We start from the raw sequence: 25,923 nt of genomic DNA, 5'->3' as shown, positions 1-25,923 counted from the left end.
AACAATGCCTTCCGTCTAAATGGGCGTCGTCGAGCGATGCGCTTACTTGTACGCGTAGCCCATGACGATGCCGATGAGGGCGAGCGCCTCACAGAAGGCGAAACCCATGATCTGGTTGGTGCGGATCAGGCCGGCCGCCTCGGGCTGACGGGCGAGGGCCTGGGTGCCGTTACCGAAGATGATGCCGACGCCGACGCCGGGGCCGATGGCCGCGAGGCCGTAACCGACGGAGGCGATGTTGCCGGTGAGGCCGGCGGCGAGGTTGACAGTCTCCAGAGCAGCGGACATGCCGTTACTTCCTTCTCTTTCACGTACCGGTGGGGGTTGGCCACCGGAGGACTGAATGGTTTGCGGGAGCCGGGGTGCTCAGTGGTTCTCGGCGAGCGCGCCCTGGATGTAGTTGCAGGCCAGGAGCACGAAGATGTACGCCTGGACGGCCTGGATGAAGAGCTCGAAGGCGGTCATCACGATGGTCATCAGGAACGACGCGCCCGCGTAGACGATGCCGACGCCGTTCAGCAGGTACCAGCTGGCGACCGTGAACATCAGGATCAGCATGTGGCCCGCGAACATGTTCGCGAAGAGCCGGACCGCGTGGGTGAAGGGCCGGATGATCAGGTGCTGGAGCAGCTCGAGCACCATGATCAGCGGGAGGACCCAGCCGAGCGACTTGTCGTAGCCCGACAGGTTCTTCAGGGCGCCGACGAATCCCTGCCGCTTGAACGTCACCGACATCCAGATGATGTAGACGATCAGCGCGAGCCCGATGGGGAAGGAGATGACCGAGGTGACCGGGAACTGCGCGAGCGGAACGATGGACCAGAGGTTCATGATCCATACGAAGAAGAACAGCGCGACCATGAAGGGGACGTACTTCTCGCCCTCCTTCTTGCCGAGCGCGTCATAGACGAGCCCGCGGCGCACGAAGTCGTATCCCGCTTCGCCGACCATCTGCAGTTTGCCGGGGACCACCTTGGCCCTGCCGAATGCGGCCCAGAAGAACCACACGACCACGACGGTGCCGAGCAGGGCGAGCAGCATCGGCTTGTTGAACTCGAAGCCACCGACAGTGAAGAGCGGCTCGAAGACGAACGAATGAAGGCCCGGGGCCTCGAAGCCACACCCCGGAATAAAGAGGTGGCACTCCGTGTCGAAGGCGAGCATCGTTTCAGCACTCACCGCGGGCTCCTTCAGCGTGGCGCATGGGTACGGCAACCTCGTTGTGTCGGCGCGGCGTTGAGCCACGGAGCGGCACTGGACTGGTCTTACGGATTAGGGGGCGGCCGGCCGGCGCTGGGCCGGGCCGAATCACAGGCATCGGCCGCGAGAACTGCCCATGGGATCCCGGGGAATCTGGGAGCTCAGCCGCCTGCGCCATCTGTGCCGCAGTTGGCACCGGACGATAGCAGGCCCGCATGAGGGCATTTATCCCGGCCCTACGTCTCACGTCGGCGACCCCGCCGTCTCCGCGTTCTTCGTCTCCGCGGAGTCGGGATTCACGTACAGAATCTTCTCCTTCATATGACCGCGGGTTTGTGCCGCGATCCATACGAGGGTGGCGCCGAGCAGCGTGAACGCAAATACCTTTGTGTCAAAGAGCGTTGTGTCCTTGAACGCGATCACGAAGACCGCGACGAGCAGGATCTGCACGGTGTACAGCAGCAGACCCATCATCTGGAACAGCTGCGGAAGCTTCCTGGCGGTCTGCTGCAGGACAACGAGCCCGGCACCCATCACGAGCACCACCAGCGCGGTGCCGAGGACGGCGCCGAGCACTGCCGTCCCGCCCGCGACCACAGCGCTCACGGCAGCGGCGATGGCGCCGATGGCGAGCGTGGGCACAACGGCGTGAAGGAGTAGTCGGGCGTCATTCGACTGCATGGCGGCGCTCCGGCAAAGGGTGGGGGTTGTGTCGTCGAGGACGAGCGTAGACCCGGCCTGAGGCGGAACCTGAGGCCAAAGGGCCGTCGCACTACGGTCCTTCGGCTCTATCGCCGGGTTTCGTGAACGGTATCACAAACTATTTGATGAGGTCTTTACCTGGTTCGTGTGGACCCTGTCACACCTGAGCGTGAACCTGCGCGTTGGTGCACTGACAGCCAGGTAAATGTCTGGTATTGCGTCAAACGATGACGGTTTTCGACCCCCCTGAGGGCGATGCGGTCATCGTCTCAGCGGTTACTTCCCGCTTTACGGCGGTCCACGAAGCGTGACCGGTCCCCGATCGCGGTGGCGCCGTTGATGCCCGCCGGGATCGGCTCGCGCTCCCCTTCCGGGTCGGCCAGGGCCACGCCCTCCGCCACGGCGGCCCCCTCGGCCGGCCCGCGTCGGCTCCGCCGGTACCTCGGCGGAACCATCCACTCCGCCCAGCGCGGCGCCCGCGGCGTGAAGCGCGGGAGCAACAGCAGCACCAGTCCCACCGCGCTCAGCAGCACGATGCCCAGCACGATCCACATGCTGGCGTTGTTCACCGAGTACGCGACCGCGCCGAAGGCGATCAGCGCCGACCAGAAGTACATGATCAGCACCGCGCGGCTGTGCGAGTGGCCGATCTCCAGCAGCCGGTGGTGCAGATGGCCGCGGTCGGCGGCGAACGGCGACTGGCCCTTCCACGTACGCCGCACAATGGCCAGAATCAGGTCGGCCACCGGCACCGCGATGACCGTCAGCGGCAGCAGCAGCGGGATGTAGACGGGCACCATCGCGTGGGTGGCCTCGCGCAGACCGCCGGTCTTCTCGCCCAGCAGATCCGGGTCGACCTGGCCGGTGATCGAGACCGCGCCGGCCGCCATCACCAGGCCGATCAGCATCGAGCCGGAGTCGCCCATGAAGATCCGCGCCGGGTGCATGTTGTGCGGCAGAAAGCCCAGGCACATGCCCATCAGCACGACCGAGAAGAGGGTGGCCGGCGCGGCCGCCTCGATGCCGTAGCCGTACCAGAGCCGGTAGGCGTACATGAAGAACGCCGCGGCGGCGATGCAGACCATGCCGGAGGCCAGGCCGTCGAGTCCGTCGACGAAGTTGACGGCGTTGATGGTGATCACGACCAGCGCGACGGTCAGCAGTGTGCCCTGCATCGGCGTCAGCGAGACCGTGCCGATACCGGGGATCGGGATCCACAGGATCGTCAGGCCCTGAAGGACCATCACTCCCGCGGCGATCATCTGACCGCCGAGCTTGACCAGCGCGTCCACGCCCCACTTGTCGTCCAGTACGCCGAGGATCCAGATCAGCGCGGCGCCGGACAGCAGCGCCCGCGGCTCGTTGGAGCTCTCGAAGACGCTCTTGAGGTTCGTCAGATGCGAGGCGACCAGGAGCCCCGCGCACAGCCCGCCGAACATCGCGATACCACCGAGCCGTGGCGTCGGTTCGCGGTGTACGTCACGCGCGCGGATCTCCGGCATCGCACCGGCCGCGATCGCGAATTTCCGCACCGGGCCGGTCAGCAGGTAGGTCACCGCGGCCGTGACGCACAGAGTCAGCAGGTATTCACGCACGGGCTGCCCCATTGGTATAGCTGGCCATCACAGCCACACACCATATGCGTGTCCGCCCTCTGGCCGTGAATACAGGGGAAGACGCGGGCCACCCCCGGACGGTTCCCGGGGGTCCCTGCCGTCAGCCGCGATCGGGATAAGGCGGAAAGCGGTGGACCAATGCCACGGTCTCCGCGCGCGCCGCGGTGTCCTCGCGCAGCGCCGCCCCGATCAGCTCGGCGATCACCCGCATCTCGGCCTCGCCCATCCCCTGGGTCGTCACCGCTGCCGTGCCCAGCCGGATGCCGTACCGCCGCGCCGCGCGCCGCTCGGCCGCCTCCGTGCACGGCAGCGCGCAGGTGTCCAGCACGATCCCTGCGGCCGCCAGCCGGCCCCGGGCGGTGCGCGCGTCCACCTCCAGGGGCGCGGTGTCCGCGGTGATCAGATGGGTGTCCGTACCGCCGGTGCCGACCGCCAGCCCCTGCTCCGCCAGCGCCCGCGCGAGGGTGCGGGCATTGGCGACGACCTGATGGGCGTACACGCCGAACGCGGGCGTGGCGGCCTCCGCGAAGGCGACGGCCTTGGCCGCGACCGCGTTCATCTGGGCACCCCCCTGAGTGAAGGGGAAGACCGCCCGGTCGATCCGCTCGGCCAGCTTCGCGCCGCACAGCACCATCCCGCCGCGCGGCCCGCGCAGCACCTTGTGGGTGGTGGCGCACACCACATCGGCGTACGGGACCGGGCTGGGCGCCGCGCCCCCGGCGATCAGCCCGAGGGGGTGCGCCACATCCGCGATCAGATAGGCGCCGACCTCGTCGGCGATGTCGCGGAAGGCCGCGTAGTCGATGTGCCGGGGGTACGAGATCGAACCGCACACGATCGCCCTGGGACGGCGGTCGCGGGCCAGCGCGCGCACCGCGTCGTAATCGAGCAGCCCGCTGTCCTCGTCGAGGCCGTACCCGGCGAAGTCGAACCACCGGCCGGAGAAGTTGGCGGGCGATCCGTGGGTGAGGTGGCCGCCGTGCGGGAGGGACATGGCCAGGACGGTGTCTCCCGGGCGCAGCAGGGCGGCGTAGGCGGCCAGCACGGCCGAAGAACCGCTGTGGGGCTGCACGTTGGCGTGTTCGGCGCCGAACAGGGCCTTGGCGCGCTCCACGGCGATCCGCTCGGCGAGGTCGACGATCTCGCAGCCGCCGTGGTGCCGGGCGCCCGGATACCCCTCGGCGTATTTGTTGCCGAGCGGGGAGCCGAGGGCGGCGAGCACGGCGGGTGAGGTGTAGTTCTCCGCGGCGATCAGCTGGAGGCCGTCGGCCTGCCGTGCGCTCTCGCCGAGCAGCACCCCGGCGATCTCCGGGTCCTGGCTCAGCAGCGCGTCGAAGTCGGGGGCGCCGGCCGGGCGGGCGGTGCCGTCGCGGGCGGAGGCCCGCGCCCGTTCCTCGGCGGCCTTGCTCTCACTGCGGGCTGACGCGGTGGTGGCGGACATCGCTGGCTCCGGGCCTCGTACGGGGACGTAGTCCCAATGTAGGCGCGGTGGGGCGATCGGGCGCGGCGTGTGCGGCGCACGGGCGGCGGGCCGCCGCTAGGGCCTGTCCGATGGGTCAGGGTCGGAAAGGCCGCGACGTCTGGTGCACTGCACTCGCTGCGCTCATTCCGTCTCGGCTCTTCATCAGCCCTCGGAGGCCGAGCTGCATCGCAAGGCGCCGGGGCGGCCTGATAGCGGAGCTATTGGGGCGTTTCGGCAACGCCGCGTGGGGTGCCCCCAGCATTAGCTGGGGGAGTGCCGTGCCGGGCGTCGCGGACCCGGCCATGACCCATCGGACAGGCCCTAGGCGCGCGCCGGGACTCCCGTCAGCGCCGTGACGACCGGGTCCAGCGCCTGGTTGATCTCGTCCCCGATGGAGCGGAAGAAGGTGATGGGGGCGCCGTAGGGGTCGTAGACCTCGTCGGACTCCGGGTTGGGCGCCAGCAGCCAGCCGCGCAGCGCGGCGGCGGCGCCGACCAGCGCCCGGGCCCGCTCGACCAGCCCGCCGTCCGGCTGGTCGGGGTCGGGGTCGGGCAGCGTGGCGGGGTCTATGGCCCGCACCAGCCGGTTGAATTCCTTGAGCGTGAAGGTGCGCAGCCCCGCGGAGTGGCCCATCGAGATGACCTGGGCGCGGTGGTCACGGGTGGCGGTGAGCACCAGGTCGGCGCGGATGACGTGCTCGTCGAGCAGCTCGCGGCCGAGGAAGCCGTCCGGGTCCGCGCCGTAGTCGCTGCACACCGTGGCGGCGTGCGCCTCCATGGGGGCGCCTTCATGCCCCCAGGTGCCGGCGCTCTCCACCAGCAGCCCGCCGCTGCGGTCCGCGCCGAGCCGCAGCTCCAGGGCACGCCGGTGCAGCCGCTCGGTGATCGGCGAGCGGCAGACGTTGCCCGTGCTGACGTGCAGGATCCGGAAGGGGCGGGCAGGGGGAAGCAGGAGGTCGTGGTCCGGTCCCGCTATGCCACGCCCCAGGGGCGCCATCAATTGGCCACCTCGAGCTCGGGTACCACCTTGCGCAGCTCCTCCGCGCTGATTGCGCCCTCGCGCAGCAGCACCGGGATCTTGCCCGTGACATCGACGATCGAGGACGGTACGGCGGCGGGGGTGGGGCCGCCGTCGAGGTAGACGGAGACGGAGTCGCCCAGCATCTCCTGGGCGGCGTCGCAGTCCTGCGGCGAGGGGTGGCCGGTGAGGTTGGCGCTGGAGACGGCCATCGGGCCGAATTCGGTGAGCAGCTCGATCGCGACGGGGTGCAGCGGCATCCGTACCGCGACCGTGCCGCGGGTCTCGCCCAGGTCCCAGGTCAGCGACGGCTGGTGCTTGGCGACGAGGGTCAGCGCGCCGGGCCAGAAGGCGTCGACCAGCTCCCAGGCCTGCTCGGAGAAGTCGGTGACCAGCCCGTGAAGGGTGTTGGGCGACCCTACGAGGACCGGGGAGGGCATCCCGCGGCCGCGGCCCTTGGCCTCCAGCAGGTCCCCGACGGCCTCCGCGCTGAAGGCGTCCGCGCCGATGCCGTAGACGGTGTCGGTCGGCAGCACGACCAGTTCGCCGCGGCGGATGGCCGAGGCGGCCTCGCGCAGACCGGTCGCGCGGTCGGTCGCGTCGTTGCAGTCGTAACGCCGTGCCATTGCGTCTCCTTCACGCTGCGTTTCGTCAATACGATAATGCGGAACGTCACCGCACTCTTACGATCTGTCCCGTGCCGCAAGGCAGCGGACAGGGCCTGCCCGTCGTGATTCCGCTCCGGTGGCCGGGCGAGCGGCCCGTCGGGCGGAGTCACTTCAGGGACCTCCTCGTATACGGGGCGTCGCGCTCCTCGGCCCGGTTCACGGCATCGCCCTTCGGGCGGTCGCGAAACGCGGGCGGTTGTTGAGATCGGGGTGGTCGGCAGCGTCCGCCCATCCCTTCTCCTCGGTGAAGATCCATGGCACCTGCCCGCCCTGGGTGTCGGCGTGCTCGATGACGACCACGCCGCCGGGCCGCAGCAGGCGGTGTGCGGTCCGCTCGATGCCCCGGATGGTGTCCAGGCCGTCCTGGCCCGAGAACAGCGCCAGCTCCGGGTCGTGGTCGCGGGCCTCGGGTGCGACGTACTCCCACTCGGTCAGCGGGATGTACGGCGGGTTGGAGACGACCAGGTCGACCTGCCCGTCCAGTTCGGGAAGCGCGGTCAGCGCGTCGCCGTGGTGGAGAACGACGCGGGACCCCTCGACGTTCTTGCGGGCGTACTCCAGGGCCTCTTCGGACAGCTCCACGGCGTGCACCCGCGAGCGCGGCACCTCCTGTGCGAGGGCCAGGGCGATGGCCCCGGAACCCGTGCACAGGTCGACGATCAGCGGCTCGACGACGTCCATGGCCCGTACGGCGTCTATGGCCCAGCCGACCACCGACTCGGTCTCCGGGCGGGGTACGAACACCCCCGGCCCGACGGTAAGTTCGAGGTAGCGGAAGAAGGCGCGGCCGGTGATGTGCTGGAGCGGTTCGCGCGCCTCGCGGCGGGCGATCGCCTCCCAGTAGCGGGCGTCGAAGTCCGCGTCGGGGACCGTGTGCAGCTGGCTCCGCTTGACGCCGTGCACATGCGCGGCGAGCTCCTCGGCGTCGAAACGCGGTGAGGGCACGCCGGCATCGGCCAGTCGCTGGGTGGCCTGGGCCACCTCGGCGAGCAGCAGAGACCGGGGGCCCGGCCCGCGGCGCGGCCGCTGGGGGTCGCTGTGCCCCCCGGGAGATTGCTGCACTGGGGTCCTCCAGCCGGTACGTACAGGGTTTTGCGGACTTGCTTACTGCGCGGCGGCGAGCTTCGCCGCCGAGTCGGCGTCGACGCACGCCTGGATGACCGGATCCAGCTCGCCGTCGAGGACCTGGTCCAAGTTGTACGCCTTGAAGCCGACCCGGTGGTCCGAGATCCGGTTTTCCGGGAAGTTGTACGTACGGATCTTCTCGGAGCGGTCGACGGTGCGCACCTGGCTGCGGCGGGCGTCGGCGGCCTCCTGCTCGGCGGCTTCCTGGGCGGCGGCCAGCAGCCGGGAGCGCAGGATGCGCAGGGCCTGCTCCTTGTTCTGGAGCTGGCTCTTCTCGTTCTGGCAGGAGGCGACCACACCGGTCGGGATGTGCGTGATGCGCACCGCGGAGTCGGTGGTGTTGACGGACTGGCCGCCGGGGCCCGACGAGCGGTACACGTCGATGCGGAGGTCGTTCATATTGACCTCGACGTCGACCTCTTCGGCCTCGGGGGTCACCAGGACGCCGGCCGCGGAGGTGTGGATGCGGCCCTGCGACTCGGTCGCGGGCACCCGCTGGACGCGGTGCACCCCGCCCTCGTACTTCAGACGCGCCCAGACGCCCTGGCCGGGCTCGGTCGCGCCGTTGCCGCCCTTGGTCTTCACGGCGACCTGGACGTCCTTGTAGCCGCCGAGCTCGGACTCGGTGGAGTCGATGATCTCGGTCTTCCAGCCGACCCGCTCGGCGTAGCGCAGGTACATGCGCAGCAGGTCGCCGGCGAACAGGGCCGACTCGTCGCCGCCCGCGCCCGCCTTGATCTCCAGGAGGACGTCCTTGTCGTCGCTCGGGTCCCGCGGCACGAGCAGCAGTCGCAGCTTCTCGGTCAGCTCCTCGCGCCGGGCGTCGAGCTCCTTGACCTCGTCGGCGAAGTCCGGGTCGTCCGCGGCCAGTTCGCGCGCGGTCTCCATGTCGTCGCCGGTCTGCCGCCAGGAGCGGTAGGTGGTGATGATCGGGGTCAGCTCGGAGTAGCGCTTGTTGAGCCGCATGGCCTCGCGCTGGTCGCCATGGACCGCGGGGTCGGCCAGCCGCTTCTCGAGATCGGCGTGCTCGCCGACCAGTTCCTCGACCGCCTCGAACATCGTGTGTTCCTCTGCTGACTGACTGGACTTGCCGCGGCTGCCCTCGACGGGCCCGGGCGCCTCCCGGCCGGACGGCGGGGAGGCCTGACGACAAAGACGCCGGCCCGGTCACCCCTGTCCAGGGGCGACCGGAAACCGGCGCCTTGCGGGTCGCTACTTCTTGGCGGCTGCGGCCTTGCCGAAGCGGGCCTCGAAGCGGGCCACACGGCCGCCGGTGTCCATGATCTTCTGCTTGCCCGTGTAGAACGGGTGGCACTCGGAGCAGATGTCGGAGCGGATGCTGCCACCGGCAACGGTGCTACGGGTGGTGAACGACGCGCCACAGGTGCAGCTGACCTGGGTCTCGACGTACTCCGGGTGGATGTCGCGCTTCAAGGGATTCTCCTAGGTTCGGGAGTGCACCGGGTCGTGTCGCGGATTACGTCACGTGAACCGGGGCCGACGGTCCAGTCTGCCAGGACTAGCCGTATCTCCCAAAACCGGGGTAGGTCCCCAGCTATTCCCCACCCAGCCGACGGGCTGTATCCCGCCCGGTGCCGGGGCGCGCAAGGCCCCGGCACCGCGTACGGCGGGCTACTTCACGTACCGTCCCGTGCCGCCCGTGTCACCGGCCGAGCCCTTGATCGCGGTCTTCGGGATCGCCCGGTCCTGCCGCAGCGCGTCCCAGACCTGCTTGCCCTGCTTGACCAGCGGCACCACCCGGTCCGGGTTGGTCGGGTCGTACGTCACCGGCAGCGTCACCATGTCGATGTTGTCCGAGCCGATGGCGCCCAGGCTCTTGGCCAGCCCGGTCAGCTCGCTCACCGAGTTGAGGTCGGTGTCGGTGGTGACGGCCTTGGTGGCGGTGTCCGCGATGTCGTAGAGCTTGGCGGGGTTGGTCAGCACCCCGACGTTCTTGACCTGGTCCATCAGCGCCTTGATGAACGTCTGCTGGAGCTGGATACGGCCCAGGTCGCTGCCGTCGCCGCCGGGCACGCCGTGCCGGGTCCGCACGAGGCCGAGCGCGTCCTCGCCGTTCAGCGTGTGCTTGCCGGGCCGCAGGTGCAGGTGGCTGTCGTTGTCGTCGATCGGCTTGGTGGTGGTGATGTCCACGCCGCCCAGCGCGTCGATGAGCTTCTTGAAGCCGGTGAAATCCACCTCGAGGAAGTGGTCCATCCGGATCCCGCTGATCGACTCGACGGTCTTGACGGCGCAGGCCGGGCCGCCGACCTCGTAGGCGGTGTTGAACATCGCCCGCCGCGCGCCGGGGACGGCCTGGCCGTCCTTGGTGCAGTCCGGCCTCTTGATCATGGTGTCGCGGGGCACGCTGACGACGCTCGCCTTCTTGTGCCCCTTGTAGACGTGCACGACCATCGCGGTGTCGGAGCGCGCGCCGCCCTCGTCCTTGCCGTACTTGCCGTTCTTGCCGGCCCGGGAGTCCGACCCCATCACCAGGATGTCCATCGAGCCGTTGTCGACGTTCTGGGGGCGGTCGTGTCCGAGGGCCGCGTTGATGTCGACGCCCTTGAGGTTGCCGTTCAGCTTGAAGTAGACGTACCCGAGTCCGGCCCCGCCGAGCAGTACGGCGCTGACCAGCGCGCACAGGGTGATCGTCAGTGCCCGGCGACGCCGGGTCGGGCCCCTGCGCCGGCGGCCCGTGGCACGTATGCCGCGGGCACGGCTTTCGGCCGTCATCGCGGTCCCGTTGCTGTCCGCCATCTGCTCCTCAGTCCTTGGTCTCTCGGCTACCCCTCGCCGCACCGTGCTCCGTACTTCACGGCCTGTGGTGTCTGGTCAGACGGGAGGTAGACGGGAAGGGTTGCACAGCGCGGTATGAGCCCTTTCTTAGAAAGGCGGCGGGCCCGCGCGCGGCGGTCACCGGTTTGCACCCTTCTCACCTGGGCCGACAACGCCTTTTCCGACCCCGCGTGAACAGTTGTACGGCGCACGATCCTGTGCGGAAGGTCTCAGGAGGGCCCGGCCGGGACGCCGCCGGGGGCGGCACGCATCACACCGGAGAGCGCACAGCACGGAGCCCTCCCCACCCGCAGGGGTGAGGAGGGCTCCGTGAGCGTCGTCGTCAGGGCGTCAGTCGTTGCCGTTGCCGCCCATGCCCGGCGTCGTCTTCTGGATCTGGAGCAGGAACTCCGCGTTGGACTTCGTCTGCTTCATCTTGTCCAGCAGCAGCTCGATGGCCTGCTGCTGGTCCAGGGCGTGCAGCACCCGGCGCAGCTTCCAGACGACGGACAGCTCGTCGCTGCCCATGAGGATCTCTTCCTTACGGGTGCTGGACGCGTCGACGTCCACCGCCGGGAAGATCCGCTTGTCCGAGAGCTTGCGGTCGAGCTTGAGCTCGAGGTTGCCGGTGCCCTTGAACTCCTCGAAGATCACCTCGTCCATTCGCGAACCGGTCTCGACCAGCGCGGTGGCCAGGATGGTCAGCGAACCGCCGTCCTCGATGTTGCGCGCGGCACCGAAGAAGCGCTTCGGCGGGTAGAGCGCGGTCGAGTCGACACCACCGGACAGAATGCGGCCGGAGGCGGGGGCGGCGAGGTTGTACGCGCGGCCCAGACGGGTGATGGAGTCCAGCAGGACGACCACGTCGTGACCCAGCTCCACGAGCCGCTTGGCACGCTCGATGGCCAGCTCGGCGACGGTGGTGTGGTCCTCGGCCGGGCGGTCGAAGGTCGAGGAGATGACCTCGCCCTTGACCGACCGCTGCATGTCGGTGACCTCTTCCGGACGCTCGTCGACCAGGACGACCATCAGGTGGCACTCGGGGTTGTTGCGGGTGATCGAGTTGGCGATCGCCTGCATGATCATGGTCTTGCCGGTCTTCGGCGGGGCCACGATCAGACCACGCTGGCCCTTGCCGATCGGCGTGACCAGGTCGATGATCCGGGTCGTCAGGCCGCCCGACTCACCCTCCAGGCGCAGCCGCTCCTGCGGGTAAAGGGGCGTCAGCTTGCCGAACTCCGGCCGCTGGCGGCCCTGTTCGGGCGCCACGCTGTTGACGGTGTCGAGCCGCACCAGCGCGTTGAACTTCTCGCGGCGCTCGCCGTCCTTGGGCTGGCGGACCGCGCCGGTGACGTGGTCACCCTTGCGCAGGCCGTTCTTACGGACCTGGGCGAGCGAGACGTACACGTCGTTCGGGCCGGGCAGGTAGCCGGAGGTCCGGATGAACGCGTAGTTGTCGAGGATGTCGAGGATGCCCGCGACGGGGATCAGGACGTCGTCCTCGGTGACCTGCGGCTCGTTGCCGAAGTCCTCGCGGCCGCCACGACGGCCACGGCGGTCGCGGTAGCGCCCGCGACGGCCCCGGCGGCCGCCCTCGAAGTCGTCCTCGTCGTCGGGACGGCGGTCGCGCTGACGGTCGCCGCGCTGGCCTCCGCCATCGCCCGCGTCGCCCTTGCGGCGGTCCCCACGGTCCTGGCGGTCCCCACGGTCCTGACGGTCCCCACGGTCCTGACGGTCGCCGCGGTCCTGACGGTCGCCGCGCTGGCCGCGCTGGCCGCGGTCACCGCGGTCGCCCTTCTGCTGGCGGTCCTGACGGTCGCCGCGGTCCTGGCGGTCCTTGGCCGGGCGGCCCTCGGCGGTCTCCACCGCGGTCTCGGCCTTGGCCGTCGCCGTCTCGGTCCGCGCCTCGACCTTGGTGTCGGTCTTGACGTCGCCCGAGACGGTCTCCGGGCTGCCCGCGGCGGCGGTGGCGCGGCGCCGGCGGCGCTCACCGGCAGGCTGCTCGTCGCTGACGGGCTGGCCGGGGATCTCGATCTGCTGCTGGGCGGCCGCGGGCTGCTCGGCGGCCTTGGCGCCCTTGGCGGGCTTGTCGGCCGCGTCCTCGCCCGTACGGGCCTTGGAGGTCGTACGGCGCTTCGGCTTGGTCTCGGTGGCGGCGGGCGCGTCGGCCTTGGCCGCGGCACCGGAGCCCCCGGCCTGCTTCTCCTTGATGACCTCGATCAGCTGGCTCTTGCGCATCCGCGCGGTGCCCTTGATGCCGAGGCCGGAGGCAACCTGCTGCAGCTCTGCCAGGACCATGCCGTCAAGGCCGGTGCCAGAACGGCGGCGCCGCGTGGTTGCGGGCGCGGCGGGAGCGTCCGTGGCGGGCGCGGTGGCACTGCCATCGGTGCGCACGCCCATCAGATCGGTGGTGTCGCTCACGAAGGGTCCTTCCCTGGAGCGGGCGTCGGCCTGTCTGGCTCGGCGACCGGGTTGTGCTGTCCGGCTCGATATCCCTGGTCTTGCGGACCGGGCCGGGGCGGTGGTCCCGCCGGAAATGGCGGAAAGATCAATTCATGGTTCCGGCGTGAAGAGATGCAGAGTGACTCATGACGCCACGCCGATTCCGGAGCGTGCTCACTTCTGCTCAGGCCATTGCTCCAAGCAGTTTGGGAGGCTCCCGGAAGAAAAGTGGTCCCGACTGGGGACACCAAGCACCGCACCGCATAGGTGTCGGGTACTGACTTGAGGTTAACACTACCGGATCCAACAAACATTCCCCCTCTCCAAGACCGGCAATCAGTCGATCACATGCGTGATCACCCGGCGAGCGGCAGCACGCAGGTGCCCGCCGCATCGAGGGTCAGCCGATTGGCCGCCCACCCCTCTCCCGCCAGCGCGGCAACCTTGTCGGCCGCCGCGTCCTCAACCAGTGCGAGCACGGTCGGGCCCGCACCGGAGACAACTGCGGGGACGCCGTCCGCGCGCAGTTGGTTCACCAGGGCCACACTCTCCGGCATCGCGGGGGCGCGGTACTCCTGGTGAAGTCGGTCCTCGGTCGCGGCGAGCAGCAGCTCGGGGCGCCTGGTCAGGGCCTCGACGAGCAGTGCGGCACGACCGGCGTTGGCCGCCGCGTCCACATGCGGGACGGTACGCGGCAGCAGTCCACGGGCGGTCTCGGTCAGCACCGGCTTGCCGGGCACGAAGACCACCGGAACGATGGAATCGGCGGGATCCATCCGGATCGCCCGCGCGGTTCCGTTGTCCATCCAGGCGAGCGTGAAGCCACCCATCAGGCATGCGGCGACGTTGTCGGGGTGGCCCTCGATCTCGGTGGCCAGCTCCAGCAGCGCGGTGTCGTCGAGCTTCTGCTCGCCGCCTATCGTCACGGCGCGGGCGGCGACGATGCCGGCGCAGATGGCGGCGGACGAGGAGCCCAGGCCACGGCCGTGCGGGATGCGGTTGGCGCAGACGATTTCCAGGCCTCGCGGCTGTCCGCCGAGCCGGTCGAAGGCGGCGCGCATCGACCGTACGAGCAGGTGGTTCTCGTCTCGCGGGAGGGTGCCGGCGCCCTCACCTGCGATGTCGACGTGCAGACCGGAGTCGGCGACGCGCACCACGACATCGTCATAAAGGCCCAGGGACAGACCGAGGGCGTCGAAGCCGGGACCGAGATTGGCGCTGGAAGCGGGGGTGCGCACCCGGACGGCGGCGGCGCGGAACGCGGGACCGGCCATCGCTCGATGACTCTCCTTGATTGATGCTGCGGTACTGCCCCAGAACACCGGCACCGAAGCGCCCGGGCGGCTCATGGGGTCTGTTCTGACTTGCCCTGCGCACCACTGCGTTATGCCGTGGGGAGGGGAGTTGGGTGCCAGCCTATCGAAGGAAGGTTCAGTGGCGACATAGGGCGCACAGGAGGCGCACGATGCGTGTCGCGCGCCTTCCTGTGCCTCGACGTCTTCTTCCGCGGGCTTTGCACCTTTGCACACCGGTCAGTGTGCGGGTTGCGGGGCGGTGGCCACCCCGCACCCCGGGGCCGTACGCGCAGCTCCTGCGCGTACGGACCGCGGGTCACCGGGCGGTCAGGCGAGGCCCAGCCGCTCGGCGGCGGCATCCGCGTCGATCGGGACCGTCACGGGCTGCGGCGCGCCGGCCACCGCCCAGTCGGGGTCCTTGAGGCCGTTGCCGGTGACCGTGCAGACGATCTTCTGGCCGGGGTCGACCTTGCCCTCTTCGGCGGCCTTGAGCAGACCGGCGACGGACGCGGCCGAGGCGGGCTCGACGAAGACGCCCTCCTGGGAGGCCAACAGGCGGTAGGCCGCGAGGATCTGACGGTCGGTCACGTCGTCGATGAAGCCGCCGGACTCGTCCCGGGCGCGCTCGGCGAACGCCCAGGAGGCGGGGTTGCCGATGCGGATCGCGGTGGCGATGGTGTGCGGGTCCTTGACGACCTCGCCGCGCACGATCGGCGCACTGCCGGAGGCCTGGAAGCCCCACATCCGCGGGGTGCGGGTGGCGATGCCGTCGGCCGCGTACTCCTGGTAGCCCTTCCAGTACGCCGTGATGTTTCCGGCATTGCCGACGGGCAGTACGTGGATGTCGGGCGCGTCGTCGAGCATGTCGACGATTTCGAAGGCGGCGGTCTTCTGGCCCTCGATGCGCACCGGGTTCACGGAGTTCACGAGTGCGACGGGGTAGTTGTCCGACAGGCCTCGGGCCAGGGTCAGGCAGTCGTCGAAATTCCCGTCGATCTGCAGGATCTTCGCGCCGTGGACCAGCGCCTGGCCCATCTTGCCGAGCGCGATCTTGCCCTGCGGGACGAGAACGGCACAGACCATGCCGGCCCGCACCGCGTATGCGGCGGCCGAGGCGGAGGTGTTGCCCGTGGAGGCGCAGATGACGGCCTTGGCGCCCTCCTCCTTGGCGCGGGTGATCGCCATCGTCATCCCGCGGTCCTTGAAGGAGCCGGTGGGGTTGGCGCCCTCGACCTTGAGATGCACCTCACAGCCGGTGCGCTCGGAGAGCACCTGCGCCGGTACGAGGGGAGTGCCGCCCTCCCGGAGGGTGACGACCTCGGTCGTGTCGCTGACCGGCAGCCGGTCACGGTATTCCTCGATGATTCCGCGCCACTGACGGCTTGTGGTGGTCACGGTGGAATTGGCAGACATGGGTTCCTTTACTCCCCTTCGACCCGCATGATGCTGGCGACACCGCGGACGGTGTCCAGCTCGCGCAGTGCCCCGACGGTCGACGACAGGGCCGCGTCCGCCGCTCGGTGGGTGACGACGACGAGGGATGCCTCGCCGTCCTTGCCCGACTGACGGACCGTATCGATCGATACGCCGTGCTCGGCGAAGACCGTCGCGACCTGCGCAAGAACGCCGGGCTTGTCGGCCACGTCGAGGCTGATGTGGTACCGCGTGACAACTTCACCCATGGGGCTGACGGGCAGCCGCGTGTACGCGGACTCGCCCGGCCCGGTGGTGCCGGCGACCTTGTTGCGGCAGACCGCGACGAGGTCGCCGAGGACCGCGGAGGCGGTCGGCGCACCGCCCGCGCCGGGCCCGTAGAACATCAGCTGCCCCGCCGCGTCGGCCTCGACGAAGACCGCGTTGTAGGCCTCGCGTACGGAGGCGAGCGGATGGGTCAGCGGAATCATCGCGGGGTGCACCCGGGCGGTGACGGACGCGCCGTCCGCGGCCCGCTCGCAGATGGCGAGCAGTTTGACCGTGCAGCCCATCCGCTTGGCGGAGGCGATGTCGGCCGCGGTGACCTCGGTCAGCCCCTCGCGGTGCACGTCGTCGATGGTGACGCGGGTGTGGAAGGCGATACCGGCCAGGATCGCGGCCTTGGCGGCGGCGTCGAAGCCCTCGACATCGGCGGTCGGGTCGGCCTCGGCGTATCCGAGCGCGGTCGCCTCGTCGAGCGCCTCGCTGTAGCCGGCGCCCGTCGAGTCCATCTTGTCGAGGATGAAGTTGGTGGTGCCGTTGACGATGCCGAGGACGCGGTTGACCTTGTCGCCGGCCAGCGATTCGCGCAGCGGCCGCACCAGCGGGATGGCCCCGGCGACGGCCGCCTCGTAGTAGAGATCCGCGCCGTTGGCCTCGGCCGCCGCATGCAGCGCGGCGCCGTCAGCGGCCACCAGCGCCTTGTTGGCCGAAACCACGCTGGCGCCGTGCTCGAAGGCCGTGGTGATCAGGCTCCGCGCGGGCTCGATACCGCCGATGACCTCCACCACCACGTCGATGTCGCCGCGTTTGACGAGCGCGGTCGCATCGGTCGTGACGAGCTCGGCCGGGATGCCTTCGCGCACCTTGTCCGGGCGGCGGACGGCGATCCCGGCGAGCTCCACGGGCGCACCGATGCGGGCGGCGAGGTCGTCGGCGTGCGTCGTCATGATGCGCGTCACCTCTGAGCCGACAACACCACAGCCCAGCAGCGCCACCTTCAGCGGACGCGTACGCATCATTCGACCCCTGCTTCTCATCGATCAGCGATTGTTCAGCTTGCTCATGCAGTCAGCGTGCTCATGCACAAGTCTCACGCACCGGACGGCAGATTCCGTCCGTCGTCCAGATGCCGAGACATTTATTTCATTAGGGGCCCGGCCCCGTGGATCCGGCCCTACCCGACATCCAACCGCAGGAGATCTTCCTCCGTCTCCCGCCGGACGATCACCCTGGCCTCACCATTCTTGACCGCCACCACCGGGGGCCGCAGCGCATGGTTGTAGTTGCTCGCCATGGACCGGCAGTACGCACCCGTGGCGGGCACCGCGAGCAGGTCACCCGGCGCCACATCGCTCGGCAGGAACGCGTCCCGTACGACGATGTCGCCGCTCTCGCAGTGCTTGCCGACCACCCGCGAGAGCATCGGCTCGGCGTCCGAGGTCCGGGACACCAGCGCCACGCTGTACTCCGCGTCGTACAGCGCGGTGCGGATGTTGTCCGACATGCCGCCGTCCACGGACACGTACGTCCGCAGGCCTTCCAGCTCCTTGACCGTGCCGACCTCGTACAGCGTGAACGCCGTGGGCCCGACGATCGCCCGCCCCGGCTCCACGGACAGCCGCGGCACCGCCAGCCCGGCCGCCTCGCACTCCTTGGTGACGATCTCGCCCAGCGCCTTGGCGATCTCGTGCGGCTCGCGCGGGTCGTCCTCGGAGGTGTACGCGATCCCGAGGCCGCCGCCGAGGTCGATCTCCGGCAGCTCGACGCCGTGCTCGTCGCGCACCTCGGTCAGCAGCTGCACGACCCGGCGGGCGGACACCTCGAATCCCGCCATGTCGAAGATCTGCGATCCGATGTGGCTGTGGATCCCGATGAGTTCCAGGCCGTCCAGCTTCAGGACCCGCCGTACGGCCTCGGCGGCCTCCCCGCCGGCCAGCGCGATGCCGAACTTCTGGTCCTCGTGCGCGGTCGCGATGAACTCATGCGTATGCGCCTCGACACCGACCGTGACCCGGATCTGCACCCGCTGCCGCTTGCCGAGCCGCTCCGCGATGTGCGCGACCCGCACGATCTCCTGGAACGAATCGAGCACTATCCGTCCGACCCCGGCCTCCACGGCCCGGGTGATCTCCTCGGTGCTCTTGTTGTTGCCGTGCAGGGCGATCCGCTCCGCGGGCATCCCCGCCGCGAGCGCCGTGGCGAGCTCTCCCCCCGAGCAAACGTCGAGATTGAGCCCTTCTTCGTTCAGCCACCGCACGATGGCCCGGGACAGGAACGCCTTCCCGGCATAGAACACATCGGCCCCCGGCCCGAAGGCGTCCTTCCAGGCCCGGCAGCGAGCCCGGAAGTCGTCCTCGTCCAGGAAAAACGCCGGCGTGCCGAATTCCTCGGCGAGCGCACGGACGTCCAGTCCGCCGATGGTCACCGCACCGTCGGCGGCGCGCCGGACGGTACGGGACCACACACGCGGATCAAGGGTGTTGAGGTCGGCGGGCGGCCCGGCGTAGTGCCCCTCGGGCAGCACGTCGGCATGCCGGGGCCCGGCAGGATGCGCGGAACGACTCATGACAGCGGGGATCCCCTCAAGTTCTCAAAGCGTGTCAAAGGTATTCAGGAGCGGAGACGCCGAGCAGACGCAGGCCGTTGGCGAGCACCGTCCCGGTGGCCTCGGCGAGGGCCAGCCTGGCGCGGTGCACGGCCAAGGGTTTGCACTCCCCGACGGGCAGCGGCGGGCACTCCTCGCACCACCGGAAGAACGCGTCGGCCGTCGCCTCCAGATGCCGCACCATCCGGTCCGGCGCCGCGTGCCGGGCGGCGGCCTCGACGGTGGCGGGGTATGTGGCCAGGAGGGTGGCCAGGGCCTGTGTGGCCGACGCCTGCGTGGCCGTATCGGACCGCGGCCCGGCCGAGGCGACCTCGCCGGGCTCGCTCACGAACCCGAGGTCCCGCGCATTACGCATCAGCGCGCGCGTTCTCGCGTACGCATACTGCACCCGGAACCGCGGATTTTCCGCCCGCTGCACCGGCCGCGCGGGCAACCGCACGGCATCCCGCGCCGCGGGCCGCAGCAGCGCCCAGCGCGCCTCGTCGTCACCCAGCCGGGCCACGATGCCGGCGAGCTCCGCGGCGGCGTCCGGCGCCGGCGGGGACTGCTCCGGCCGTCCCGCACCGGCGGCCCTGGTCAGCCGCGCCAGGGCCTCGGCGACGACGATGCCACGCGCATCGCCGGGCACCCGGCCGTCGACGGGCAGTTCCTCCGGCTCCCGCTCGCCGTACCGCGCCCCGTCCGCCAGAACGTGCCGTACGAGCGCGGTCTGCGCACCGTCGCCCAGCGTGAAGTTCAAGAACCCCGGCCCGGCGATCTCCACCCGGGCGATTCCGGCGCTGCCCACCAGCCGCTGTCGCAGGATCTCGGCGATCTCGAGGGCCGGCCGGCCCGCTTCCTTGGCGAGCTGGAGCGCCACGTTCGAGGCGTAGTCCCCGCACCCGGCCCGCTTCGGCGGACGCACCACGATGCGCTCCGGCACCGGCACGGAGAGCTCCTTCTCCGCCACGGCACCACGCACGGAGCGCAGGACGGTACGGGAGAGCTCAGCGGGGGTCACACCACAAGCGTATGGGAGAGGCACCCCTGACATGCGACCGGTTTCGCCCTGTGGACACCTCGCGCTGCCCGCGGGCCGGGCACCCGGCCGGCGAATCCCCGTCGCGGCTCAGCCCCCGGGCCGGGCCGCGGCCTCCGGCCCCCCGCCCGCTTCCACATCGACATCCAGATCCACGTCGCGCAGATCACTCAGATCGTCCGGACCGGCATCCGCCGGCCCTCCGCCACCGCGGACCGCCCCCGCGGACTCCGCCTCGCCGTGCGCTCCCCCGGCACAGGCCCTTCGCGTGCCCTCGCCCTCGGCGCCACGCTCCCGCTGCCGCCCTTCCCGGACGAGCGTCCCCACGGTCCGTACCAGCTCGGCCGGCTCGAACGGCTTCGCCAGGAAGGCGTCCACGCCCATCCACTCGCCGTTGTCCACCTCGCCCTGGGTGCACGCGCTGACGATGGCGATGGGGATGTCCCACGTCCGGGGATCGGACCGCAGGCGCGCCGCGGTGTGCAGACCGTTGAGCCGCGGCATCACCACATCGAGGGTCACGACATCGGGTCTGACGTGGTGCACGACGTCCAGACATTCGGCACCATCAGCCGCGGTCACGACCTCGAAGCCCTCCAGCTCGAGATTGACCCTGATCAACTGCCGGATCACCTTGTTGTCATCGACCACAAGGATCCGACCGGACAAGCCAGGCACACCATGAGACTAGGGGCCCACCTGCGACTGCGTCCCGGTTTTGCCCACTTCCGCCCCCATGCGGGGGACCTTTCCCCGACCACCACCGGCACACCCACCGGATGCGCTAAGCCCCCTGCTGAGCCTCCTCCGGTACCCCCTTCGGCGCCCCCTCCCCCGTCCCATAAAACCCTGTTCCTGAACACCCCATCAGAGCTGGTAGTGTTCTACCCGTCGCCAGGAGAACACAGGCGGCAACGCCCCCGTAGCTCAGGGGATAGAGCAACGGCCTCCGGAGCCGTGTGCGCAGGTTCGAATCCTGCCGGGGGCACTCCAGTCGAGACAGCGTGACCGACCCGCTGACCTGCTGAAGTGCCAGACTTCGAGAGCCGGACCCAGTCCCACTGGGTCCGGCTCTTTGTCATTCTCTGTCACTGATCACGTGTGAGTAGCGTGTGGGACTCTCGCGGCGATCACTGGCCATCCGACTCCCACCCCATGGCCCTTTCGATCTTCTTATTGTTCAGTTCCTCGTGACCGTCGATGCATCCCTCGTACCGGCGGTGGATGACCTCCGGGGAGTTGCCCGCCCGACGGGCGACTTCAGCCACCGGGACTCCAGCGTTCAGCCAGTTCGTGATGCACGTGTGCCGCAGGTCATACGGTCTACGGCCTAGCGGGGAGGCCGCTTTGTCCGGCGGCAACCCGATCGGGCGGGCTTCCTGCCACACCCGCCAGTAGCTGGACGTGCCCAACACGTCGCCACGCTCGTTGGCGAAGATCCTGCCGTCCTTGGCCGTGCCGAACTCCTTGATGTGCGCCCGGAGGAGCGCAACCAGCAAGGGTGGTGCCGGGACTGGCCGGTCCGCGTCCGGCTCCCGCGCCTTCAGCCCCCGCTTGTCGTGGCGCTTTCCTGAGTCAGTCCACTTCTTACCTGACACGGGACGCGTCTCTCGCAGGGTGAGGGTGCCCCACCCCTTCTCGGGGAGGTGGCAATCCGCCTCACGCAAGCCCACCACTTCCGCCGGCCGCATGGCTGCGTACAGCTGGCAGGCGAAGAACCCGACCAGTCGGCGCCCGCGATTCCGGTGAATGGATCCCACGTACGAGACGGCAGTGAGGAGTTGGGCACCTTGCACCTGATTTACCAATACCCGGGGGTCCACTGCATCATCGCCCTTTGCCGCTGTCCGCTTTACCTTGGCAAGCGGATTTTCATCGAGGTATCCCATCTCAATCGCGTACTCCATCGCCGTGTTGAATCCACGGCGGCGCCGCTTGTACGTCTCTCTTGCCGCTGGGGTGTCGTCCAGCTTGAACGAAAGCCGGTACTGAACATCTCGAAGGACCATTGGTTCCGTAAGAGCCGATAGCGTCAGTGAGCGGGCGGACAGCCACGCACACGCGGATTGCAGCTCCGGCGGAGGCTCTTCATCCTTGTGTGCCGGTATGACGGCCCACCGCACCGCGAACCGCACATCTTCCAACGACGGCGCCTTGGCCCCTTCCCCCATCATGGCAAGCGCAACCGTGGCGAGACTATCCGCGAGGCCTTCACGTGTTTTTGCTGCCGTGGTACGCCAGCGAGTAGCCATGTATTCACGGCTGAAGTTCCACCACGATGGGTCCGGCCGGGTGTTCTTCTTCGCGGCGGCAGCACGGATTTCAGACTCCGGGAGGCCCGTTTCAGTGTCGAATGCTTCGCCCCTACGCATTGCCTGCCAAAGTTCCGAACGGCGACTCTCGGCGAGCGCCACCGTAGGGAAGGTAGCGTGGCGGACTTTCCCAGCAACCACCCAACGCAGTTGGTAGGGAGCCTTTTTGCTGGCAATCTTGCTTACCTTCCAGACCCGCACATCGGTGGAAAGTATGAGGTCATCCGGCCCGGCCGGGCGACCACTGCTACGGTCGCCCGGCATCTGCTTTCCTTTCCGATGAGTCATGCGGCCTCTTCCAACGTGGCGATCCAGCGCTGAAACTCCGAGCGACGAATACGAACCGCACCATTCGGCAACTTAATCGCCTTAGGTCCTTTCCCAAGCTGCCGCCAGCGATAGAAGGTCGACAAGGACACGTCGTGCAGCTCCTGGACGACTTCAGGGATGGTGAGCCATTCCTCTCGGGCCATGGTCAGTTCCTTCCTTGCTCACTGGAAGCGGTGGGCAGGTCGGACAGGTGGGACAGCTCCAATTCAGGCTGTCCCACCTGTTCGCGCTGGCCAGGTGGGGTATCGGGACAGTGGGACAGCTGGGACACCCCCGGCGTGCCTTGCGTTCGGGTCTCGGTATCCGGGTAGTACCGGCCGCTGCCGTCCTTCGTCAGCTGGCCGTCGGACGCCATCCGGGCGCAGGTGCGGCGGACGTTGGCGCCGTCGGCCTGCGGCAGCGCCTCGGCGATGTCCTTCGGGCGCGCCCCGGGGTTAGCCCGGACGTGCCGGAGGATTGCGGCGCGGGTGTCGCCGACGGTGTGGTCAGAGGCCGGCCCGTCGAGCAAGTGCCAGGCGCCGGAGGCTTCCTGGAAGGAGAGCGCGTATTCGGCTTCGTTCACGTCGCGGCCGGTGACGTGCAGGATCCCGTCAGCCTGCCCGCGGGCGCGCTTGAGTACGAGCGTGGCGTCAGCGGCACCCGCGATGCCGTTGGTGCCGGAGACCTCGGTGAGGAAGTCCTCGGAGGCCATCTTGCGCACGTGGTGGACCAGGACCACGGCGATGCCGTAGTGGTCCGCGATTCGCTTGGCGTAGCCGACGGCGACGTAGTCCGCGTCGTAGGCCGAGACGCCTTGGGGCGCCTGTCCGCGCATCTTGGCGAAGACGTCGATGACGACCATGCGGGCATCGGGATTGCGGTCCAGCCATCCGGCGATGGCGTCGCTGCCGCCCTGCGGGAAGGGCGGGCATTCGGTGACCAGGGTCAGACCGGCCGGCGCCTTCTGGCCGCCGAGCAACTTGCCCATGCGGGTCTGAAGACGACGTGGCGTGTCCTCCAGCGCGAGGTAGAGGACCGGGCCGCCTTTGACCGGGACGGAGTCGAATGCCTTGCCGCCGGCCGCGACCGAGAGGCCAAGGCCGAGGGAGAGCCAGGACTTTCCGACCTTGGGCGGTCCGGCGAGCAGGCTGACACCTTCAGCGAGGATGCCGGGCACGGCCCATTTCGGCTCGGGGAATTCCGCTGCCATGAGCTGATCGGCAGTCCACGCGGTCCGCGGACGCTCACGGACCGCCGGTGCCTCGGGCGCGGCCTGCGGCTCACGGGGGACGGAGTACAGGTGCAGCGGGGGAATCGGGTTGGCGCTCACGCGGCCACCGTCCTCGGACGCGCTGCCCCGGCCTTGAGCCCGGAGGCGATGGTACGGAGCGCTTCCCGCTCCCCCTGACCGACGTTGATGGCCGCGGAGAGCAGCCAACCGGTCACTTCGGCCTCCGCCAGTTCCCCGCCCTTGACCAGCTGGCCGAGAGCAACGGAGGCGATGTAGAGCGCGTTGTTGTGCTGGCCGCCACCGGAGCCGGTAACGCGGGCCAGTTCGCCGTCGACTGCCGCCTGGAGCCACCTTCCGCGCCGATCGGCCGCGAGCGCGATCGTGACGGGCTGCTGTTCGGGCAGCGGTGCCGGGCGGAGCCGGGCGGCGAGCCAGCCCGGCAGGGAGGCTACGGGTGCTTGGTGCACGGTCTCGTACGGGCGTCCGCCGAAGACGCTCCCCGCCGCGACGACGAGACCTCCCGCGGCTCGGGTGTCGATCTTCCAGCCGAGTCCTTTACCGCTGTCGCCTGCGGTGTTGCGCAGCGCCTCACCTTCGGGGGCGGCGAAGTAGAGGTGTGTTCCGCTGCGCCATGAACGCACGGTGTGGGTGTCGTCGGGGTAGGGCTGCCCGTGTCGTTCGCACAGCGTGGCCAGTACGCCGGCGCCGTCGGTGATGCCGGGAAGAGCCCATTCCTCCGGCGGGGTTTCGTCGGGGCTTTTGGGCATATCCAGGTCCACCACAACGAGGTTGGAGGGCCCGCACGCGATACCGACGTTGTACGGGCCGTGCGCCCAGCAGCGTTCGATTCGATCTGGGTCGAGCGTCGCGCGCTGTTCCCACTTGAGGTGTCCGTTCGCGCAGTCGCCTGTACGCGGGCAGCACTTCTCACCGTGGAGGGCGGGGCGCTTGTCTCCCGGCCAGAGCGGGAAGACGTGCCATCCGCGTTCGGCAGCTGCCAGCGCGGCGCGCAGTAGATGGGTGTTGCGGTCATGCGTCATGCTGGGGGTTCTCCTGTTTCTGTCGAAGGGACAAGGAGCTGGGGCGGTCGCGCGTCTTGTGGTGAGAGGCGACCGCCCCAGGCGTATCTACTCGGTGCCGGTGTAGTGGGCGATGTAGCCGGGGCAGGGCGCCTCGGGGCAGTCGCAGCCCTGGCACTCGTTGCAGATGTCGCCGGTGCACTCGTCACACACCTGGTGGCCGGGGCATCCGTAGTCGGCGCACTCGTCGCAGTAGTTGTCGCAGTCGTCGGGCATGGGGTTCCTCCTGGTCAGTGGTGGAAGTGGTTGCGCTTGATGACGGCCTTGCGGATGTGGACCGTGGTCGCACCGGCGCGGTGGCCGGTGGCGCTGAACACCTGCACGGCGACCCAGCCGCCGAAGATGACGGCGGCGAGGACGATGAGCTGGTGGATGAGCGCGGCAAGCGCGGCGATGAACGTGGTCAGCAGGACGAGTCCGCCGCAGACGGCGCCGAACCCGATGCCCCCGAGGGCGATGTTCACCGCCGTGCGCGAGACGGCCGGCTTGGCGGCGGCCGGTTCGGGCTTGGCGGCCTCGATGGCGTAGCCGGTCACGATCCGGCCGTCCGGCAGGACCACGCTGGCCACAGTGGGGACGTTGTCCGGCTGAACGGGCACGAGAGGTGCGGAGAGCGGGCGGGCGATCGGGGTCGGGTGATGGGTCTCGACTGCGGACCCTTGGTGCCCGGTCCGGCTGTGGGGTGCGGTGGGCTCGTTCATGCTCGGCTCCCTAGAGCTTGCCGACGGCGTCGAGGACGGCGTGGGTGAGCTGGTTGATGGGGTCGGAGGCGCCGGTGGAGGCGAGGAAGAAGCCGAACATGATGGCGATGAAGGCGGAGCCGTAGCCGAGGGTCTTGGAGCGGAGCAGGAAGAACAGGACGAGGCCGAGCAGGGCGACGAGGGAGAGGGTCACGGCCATGCCGGGGTTCCTTTCGAGGGGGTGGGCGAGGGTGCCGGGGTGTGGCGGGCCGGGCAGGCGGAGACGGCCAGGCCGAGCAGGACGCAGATGAGGGCGGCGCGCAGTGCGAGGCGCATCAGCGGGTGCCGTCGCGGTGGAGGCGGGCGGCGACGTTGAACAGGTGGCGGCCGACGCGGATGCGCTTGCGGTCGCCGTGGCAGCGGCGGCAGGTCTTGCCGGGGCGCAGGCGTCCGCGGCGGTCCTTCTTGAGCGCGTAGCCGAAGCCCTTGCACTTGCGGCAGTTGCCGAACGGGCTGACCGCACACAGAGCTACGTAACAGAGAGTGACTATGAGTGGGAAGGTGATAGCGAGGGAAGTGGGGGTCATGAACGGCCTCCGGGGCGGTTTTCTGGGGTTTCCGCAGGTGGGCCGCTATCCGCTAGCGGCCTGATCAGATGTGGTGCGGGGCGCTAGCGGGGCCGCTAACGTTAG

26 protein-coding genes and 1 tRNA gene are annotated in these 25,923 nt (G+C 69.4%); 1 reads left to right on the top strand and 26 read right to left on the bottom strand.

The genetic code is table 11. From position 1 onward, the window contains the following. Window positions 1–42: 42 nt before the first annotated feature. From atpE to ACIRPT_RS18935, 18 genes are all read right to left on the bottom strand, one after another. On the bottom strand, window positions 43–288 hold the full coding sequence (gene atpE, locus ACIRPT_RS19020) for an ATP synthase F0 subunit C (protein WP_030065540.1): 246 nt from the start codon (window positions 286–288) through the stop codon (window positions 43–45). A 78-nt stretch (window positions 289–366) separates the two neighbouring features. Beyond that, window positions 367–1,164 (bottom strand): F0F1 ATP synthase subunit A, encoded by a 798-nt coding sequence (gene atpB, locus ACIRPT_RS19015; protein ID WP_403502278.1) that lies wholly within the window; start codon window positions 1,162–1,164, stop codon window positions 367–369. A gap of 279 nt (window positions 1,165–1,443) precedes the next feature. After that, window positions 1,444–1,881 (bottom strand): hypothetical protein, encoded by a 438-nt coding sequence (locus tag ACIRPT_RS19010; protein WP_403501594.1) that lies wholly within the window; start codon window positions 1,879–1,881, stop codon window positions 1,444–1,446. A gap of 290 nt (window positions 1,882–2,171) precedes the next feature. Continuing rightward, on the bottom strand, window positions 2,172–3,509 hold the full coding sequence (locus ACIRPT_RS19005) for an MraY family glycosyltransferase (protein WP_403828368.1): 1,338 nt from the start codon (window positions 3,507–3,509) through the stop codon (window positions 2,172–2,174). A gap of 109 nt (window positions 3,510–3,618) precedes the next feature. Then, on the bottom strand, window positions 3,619–4,959 hold the full coding sequence (gene glyA / locus ACIRPT_RS19000; protein WP_403828366.1) for a serine hydroxymethyltransferase: 1,341 nt from the start codon (window positions 4,957–4,959) through the stop codon (window positions 3,619–3,621). A 342-nt stretch (window positions 4,960–5,301) separates the two neighbouring features. Beyond that, entirely contained in the window at window positions 5,302–5,979 is a 678-nt protein-coding gene (locus tag ACIRPT_RS18995; RefSeq protein WP_403501586.1) for a protein-tyrosine-phosphatase, read from the bottom strand. After that, window positions 5,976–6,623 carry an L-threonylcarbamoyladenylate synthase gene (locus ACIRPT_RS18990; protein ID WP_403501583.1) on the bottom strand — a complete coding sequence of 216 codons (648 nt, stop codon included), beginning with the start codon at window positions 6,621–6,623 and terminating at the stop codon, window positions 5,976–5,978. Before ACIRPT_RS18990 ends, ACIRPT_RS18995 begins: the two co-directional genes overlap by 4 nt. A 198-nt stretch (window positions 6,624–6,821) precedes the next feature. Next, window positions 6,822–7,661 carry a peptide chain release factor N(5)-glutamine methyltransferase gene (gene prmC / locus ACIRPT_RS18985; RefSeq protein WP_403502275.1) on the bottom strand — a complete coding sequence of 280 codons (840 nt, stop codon included), beginning with the start codon at window positions 7,659–7,661 and terminating at the stop codon, window positions 6,822–6,824. Window positions 7,662–7,769: 108 nt separating this feature from the next. Next, the gene (gene prfA, locus ACIRPT_RS18980) at window positions 7,770–8,849 is read right to left on the bottom strand and encodes a peptide chain release factor 1 (RefSeq protein ID WP_403501580.1); all 1,080 of its coding nucleotides are present in this window, start codon (window positions 8,847–8,849) and stop codon (window positions 7,770–7,772) included. A gap of 153 nt (window positions 8,850–9,002) precedes the next feature. After that, window positions 9,003–9,224 (bottom strand): 50S ribosomal protein L31, encoded by a 222-nt coding sequence (gene rpmE, locus ACIRPT_RS18975; protein ID WP_403501578.1) that lies wholly within the window; start codon window positions 9,222–9,224, stop codon window positions 9,003–9,005. Window positions 9,225–9,422: 198 nt separating this feature from the next. After that, window positions 9,423–10,547, bottom strand: coding sequence for an LCP family protein (locus tag ACIRPT_RS18970; RefSeq protein WP_403828363.1), 1,125 nt, complete (start codon window positions 10,545–10,547; stop codon window positions 9,423–9,425). 369 nt (window positions 10,548–10,916) lie between these two features. Continuing rightward, a complete protein-coding gene (gene rho / locus ACIRPT_RS18965; protein WP_403828361.1) occupies window positions 10,917–12,986 on the bottom strand; it encodes a transcription termination factor Rho in 2,070 nt (689 codons plus the stop codon). 377 nt (window positions 12,987–13,363) lie between these two features. After that, on the bottom strand, window positions 13,364–14,281 hold the full coding sequence (gene thrB / locus ACIRPT_RS18960) for a homoserine kinase (protein WP_403828359.1): 918 nt from the start codon (window positions 14,279–14,281) through the stop codon (window positions 13,364–13,366). 348 nt (window positions 14,282–14,629) lie between these two features. Further along, window positions 14,630–15,715 (bottom strand): threonine synthase, encoded by a 1,086-nt coding sequence (gene thrC, locus ACIRPT_RS18955; protein ID WP_403501568.1) that lies wholly within the window; start codon window positions 15,713–15,715, stop codon window positions 14,630–14,632. Between the two features lie 8 nt (window positions 15,716–15,723). Further along, the gene (locus tag ACIRPT_RS18950; protein ID WP_403501566.1) at window positions 15,724–17,016 is read right to left on the bottom strand and encodes a homoserine dehydrogenase; all 1,293 of its coding nucleotides are present in this window, start codon (window positions 17,014–17,016) and stop codon (window positions 15,724–15,726) included. Between the two features lie 155 nt (window positions 17,017–17,171). Beyond that, window positions 17,172–18,563 carry a diaminopimelate decarboxylase gene (gene lysA / locus ACIRPT_RS18945; RefSeq protein WP_403828357.1) on the bottom strand — a complete coding sequence of 464 codons (1,392 nt, stop codon included), beginning with the start codon at window positions 18,561–18,563 and terminating at the stop codon, window positions 17,172–17,174. Between the two features lie 34 nt (window positions 18,564–18,597). Continuing rightward, window positions 18,598–19,602, bottom strand: a complete 1,005-nt coding sequence (gene nrtL, locus ACIRPT_RS18940) for an ArgS-related anticodon-binding protein NrtL (RefSeq protein WP_403828355.1) — start codon at window positions 19,600–19,602, stop codon at window positions 18,598–18,600. Between the two features lie 108 nt (window positions 19,603–19,710). After that, window positions 19,711–20,298: a response regulator gene (locus tag ACIRPT_RS18935; protein WP_403828353.1), complete on the bottom strand. Its 588-nt coding sequence runs from the start codon at window positions 20,296–20,298 to the stop codon at window positions 19,711–19,713. A gap of 238 nt (window positions 20,299–20,536) precedes the next feature. Here ACIRPT_RS18935 and ACIRPT_RS18930 point away from each other — a divergent pair. Continuing rightward, window positions 20,537–20,608 (top strand) — tRNA-Arg (locus ACIRPT_RS18930). Window positions 20,609–20,750: 142 nt separating this feature from the next. Here the strand turns inward: ACIRPT_RS18930 and ACIRPT_RS18925 are convergent. The 8 genes from ACIRPT_RS18925 to ACIRPT_RS18890 all read right to left on the bottom strand — a co-directional run bounded on the left by ACIRPT_RS18925 (window position 20,751) and on the right by ACIRPT_RS18890 (window position 25,818). Next, window positions 20,751–22,196, bottom strand: coding sequence for a tyrosine-type recombinase/integrase (locus ACIRPT_RS18925; protein ID WP_403828351.1), 1,446 nt, complete (start codon window positions 22,194–22,196; stop codon window positions 20,751–20,753). A gap of 20 nt (window positions 22,197–22,216) precedes the next feature. Beyond that, window positions 22,217–22,405 carry a helix-turn-helix transcriptional regulator gene (locus tag ACIRPT_RS18920; protein ID WP_403828349.1) on the bottom strand — a complete coding sequence of 63 codons (189 nt, stop codon included), beginning with the start codon at window positions 22,403–22,405 and terminating at the stop codon, window positions 22,217–22,219. A gap of 2 nt (window positions 22,406–22,407) precedes the next feature. Beyond that, window positions 22,408–23,571: an AAA family ATPase gene (locus ACIRPT_RS18915; RefSeq protein WP_403828347.1), complete on the bottom strand. Its 1,164-nt coding sequence runs from the start codon at window positions 23,569–23,571 to the stop codon at window positions 22,408–22,410. Continuing rightward, on the bottom strand, window positions 23,568–24,512 hold the full coding sequence (locus ACIRPT_RS18910; protein ID WP_403828345.1) for a bifunctional DNA primase/polymerase: 945 nt from the start codon (window positions 24,510–24,512) through the stop codon (window positions 23,568–23,570). Before ACIRPT_RS18910 ends, ACIRPT_RS18915 begins: the two co-directional genes overlap by 4 nt. A gap of 87 nt (window positions 24,513–24,599) precedes the next feature. Beyond that, the gene (locus ACIRPT_RS18905) at window positions 24,600–24,767 is read right to left on the bottom strand and encodes a hypothetical protein (protein WP_403828343.1); all 168 of its coding nucleotides are present in this window, start codon (window positions 24,765–24,767) and stop codon (window positions 24,600–24,602) included. Between the two features lie 14 nt (window positions 24,768–24,781). Continuing rightward, entirely contained in the window at window positions 24,782–25,252 is a 471-nt protein-coding gene (locus ACIRPT_RS18900; protein WP_403828341.1) for a hypothetical protein, read from the bottom strand. Between the two features lie 10 nt (window positions 25,253–25,262). After that, the gene (locus tag ACIRPT_RS18895) at window positions 25,263–25,451 is read right to left on the bottom strand and encodes a hypothetical protein (RefSeq protein WP_403828339.1); all 189 of its coding nucleotides are present in this window, start codon (window positions 25,449–25,451) and stop codon (window positions 25,263–25,265) included. Window positions 25,452–25,566: 115 nt separating this feature from the next. Further along, on the bottom strand, window positions 25,567–25,818 hold the full coding sequence (locus tag ACIRPT_RS18890) for a hypothetical protein (RefSeq protein WP_403828337.1): 252 nt from the start codon (window positions 25,816–25,818) through the stop codon (window positions 25,567–25,569). Window positions 25,819–25,923 lie beyond the last annotated feature (105 nt).

Source organism: Streptomyces sp. NPDC101227 (assembly GCF_044767545.1).
In the GTDB taxonomy this organism is placed as follows: domain Bacteria; phylum Actinomycetota; class Actinomycetes; order Streptomycetales; family Streptomycetaceae; genus Streptomyces.
The sequence above is the reverse complement of the archived record's forward strand: the minus strand, read 5'-3'. Positions and strand labels throughout refer to the sequence as shown.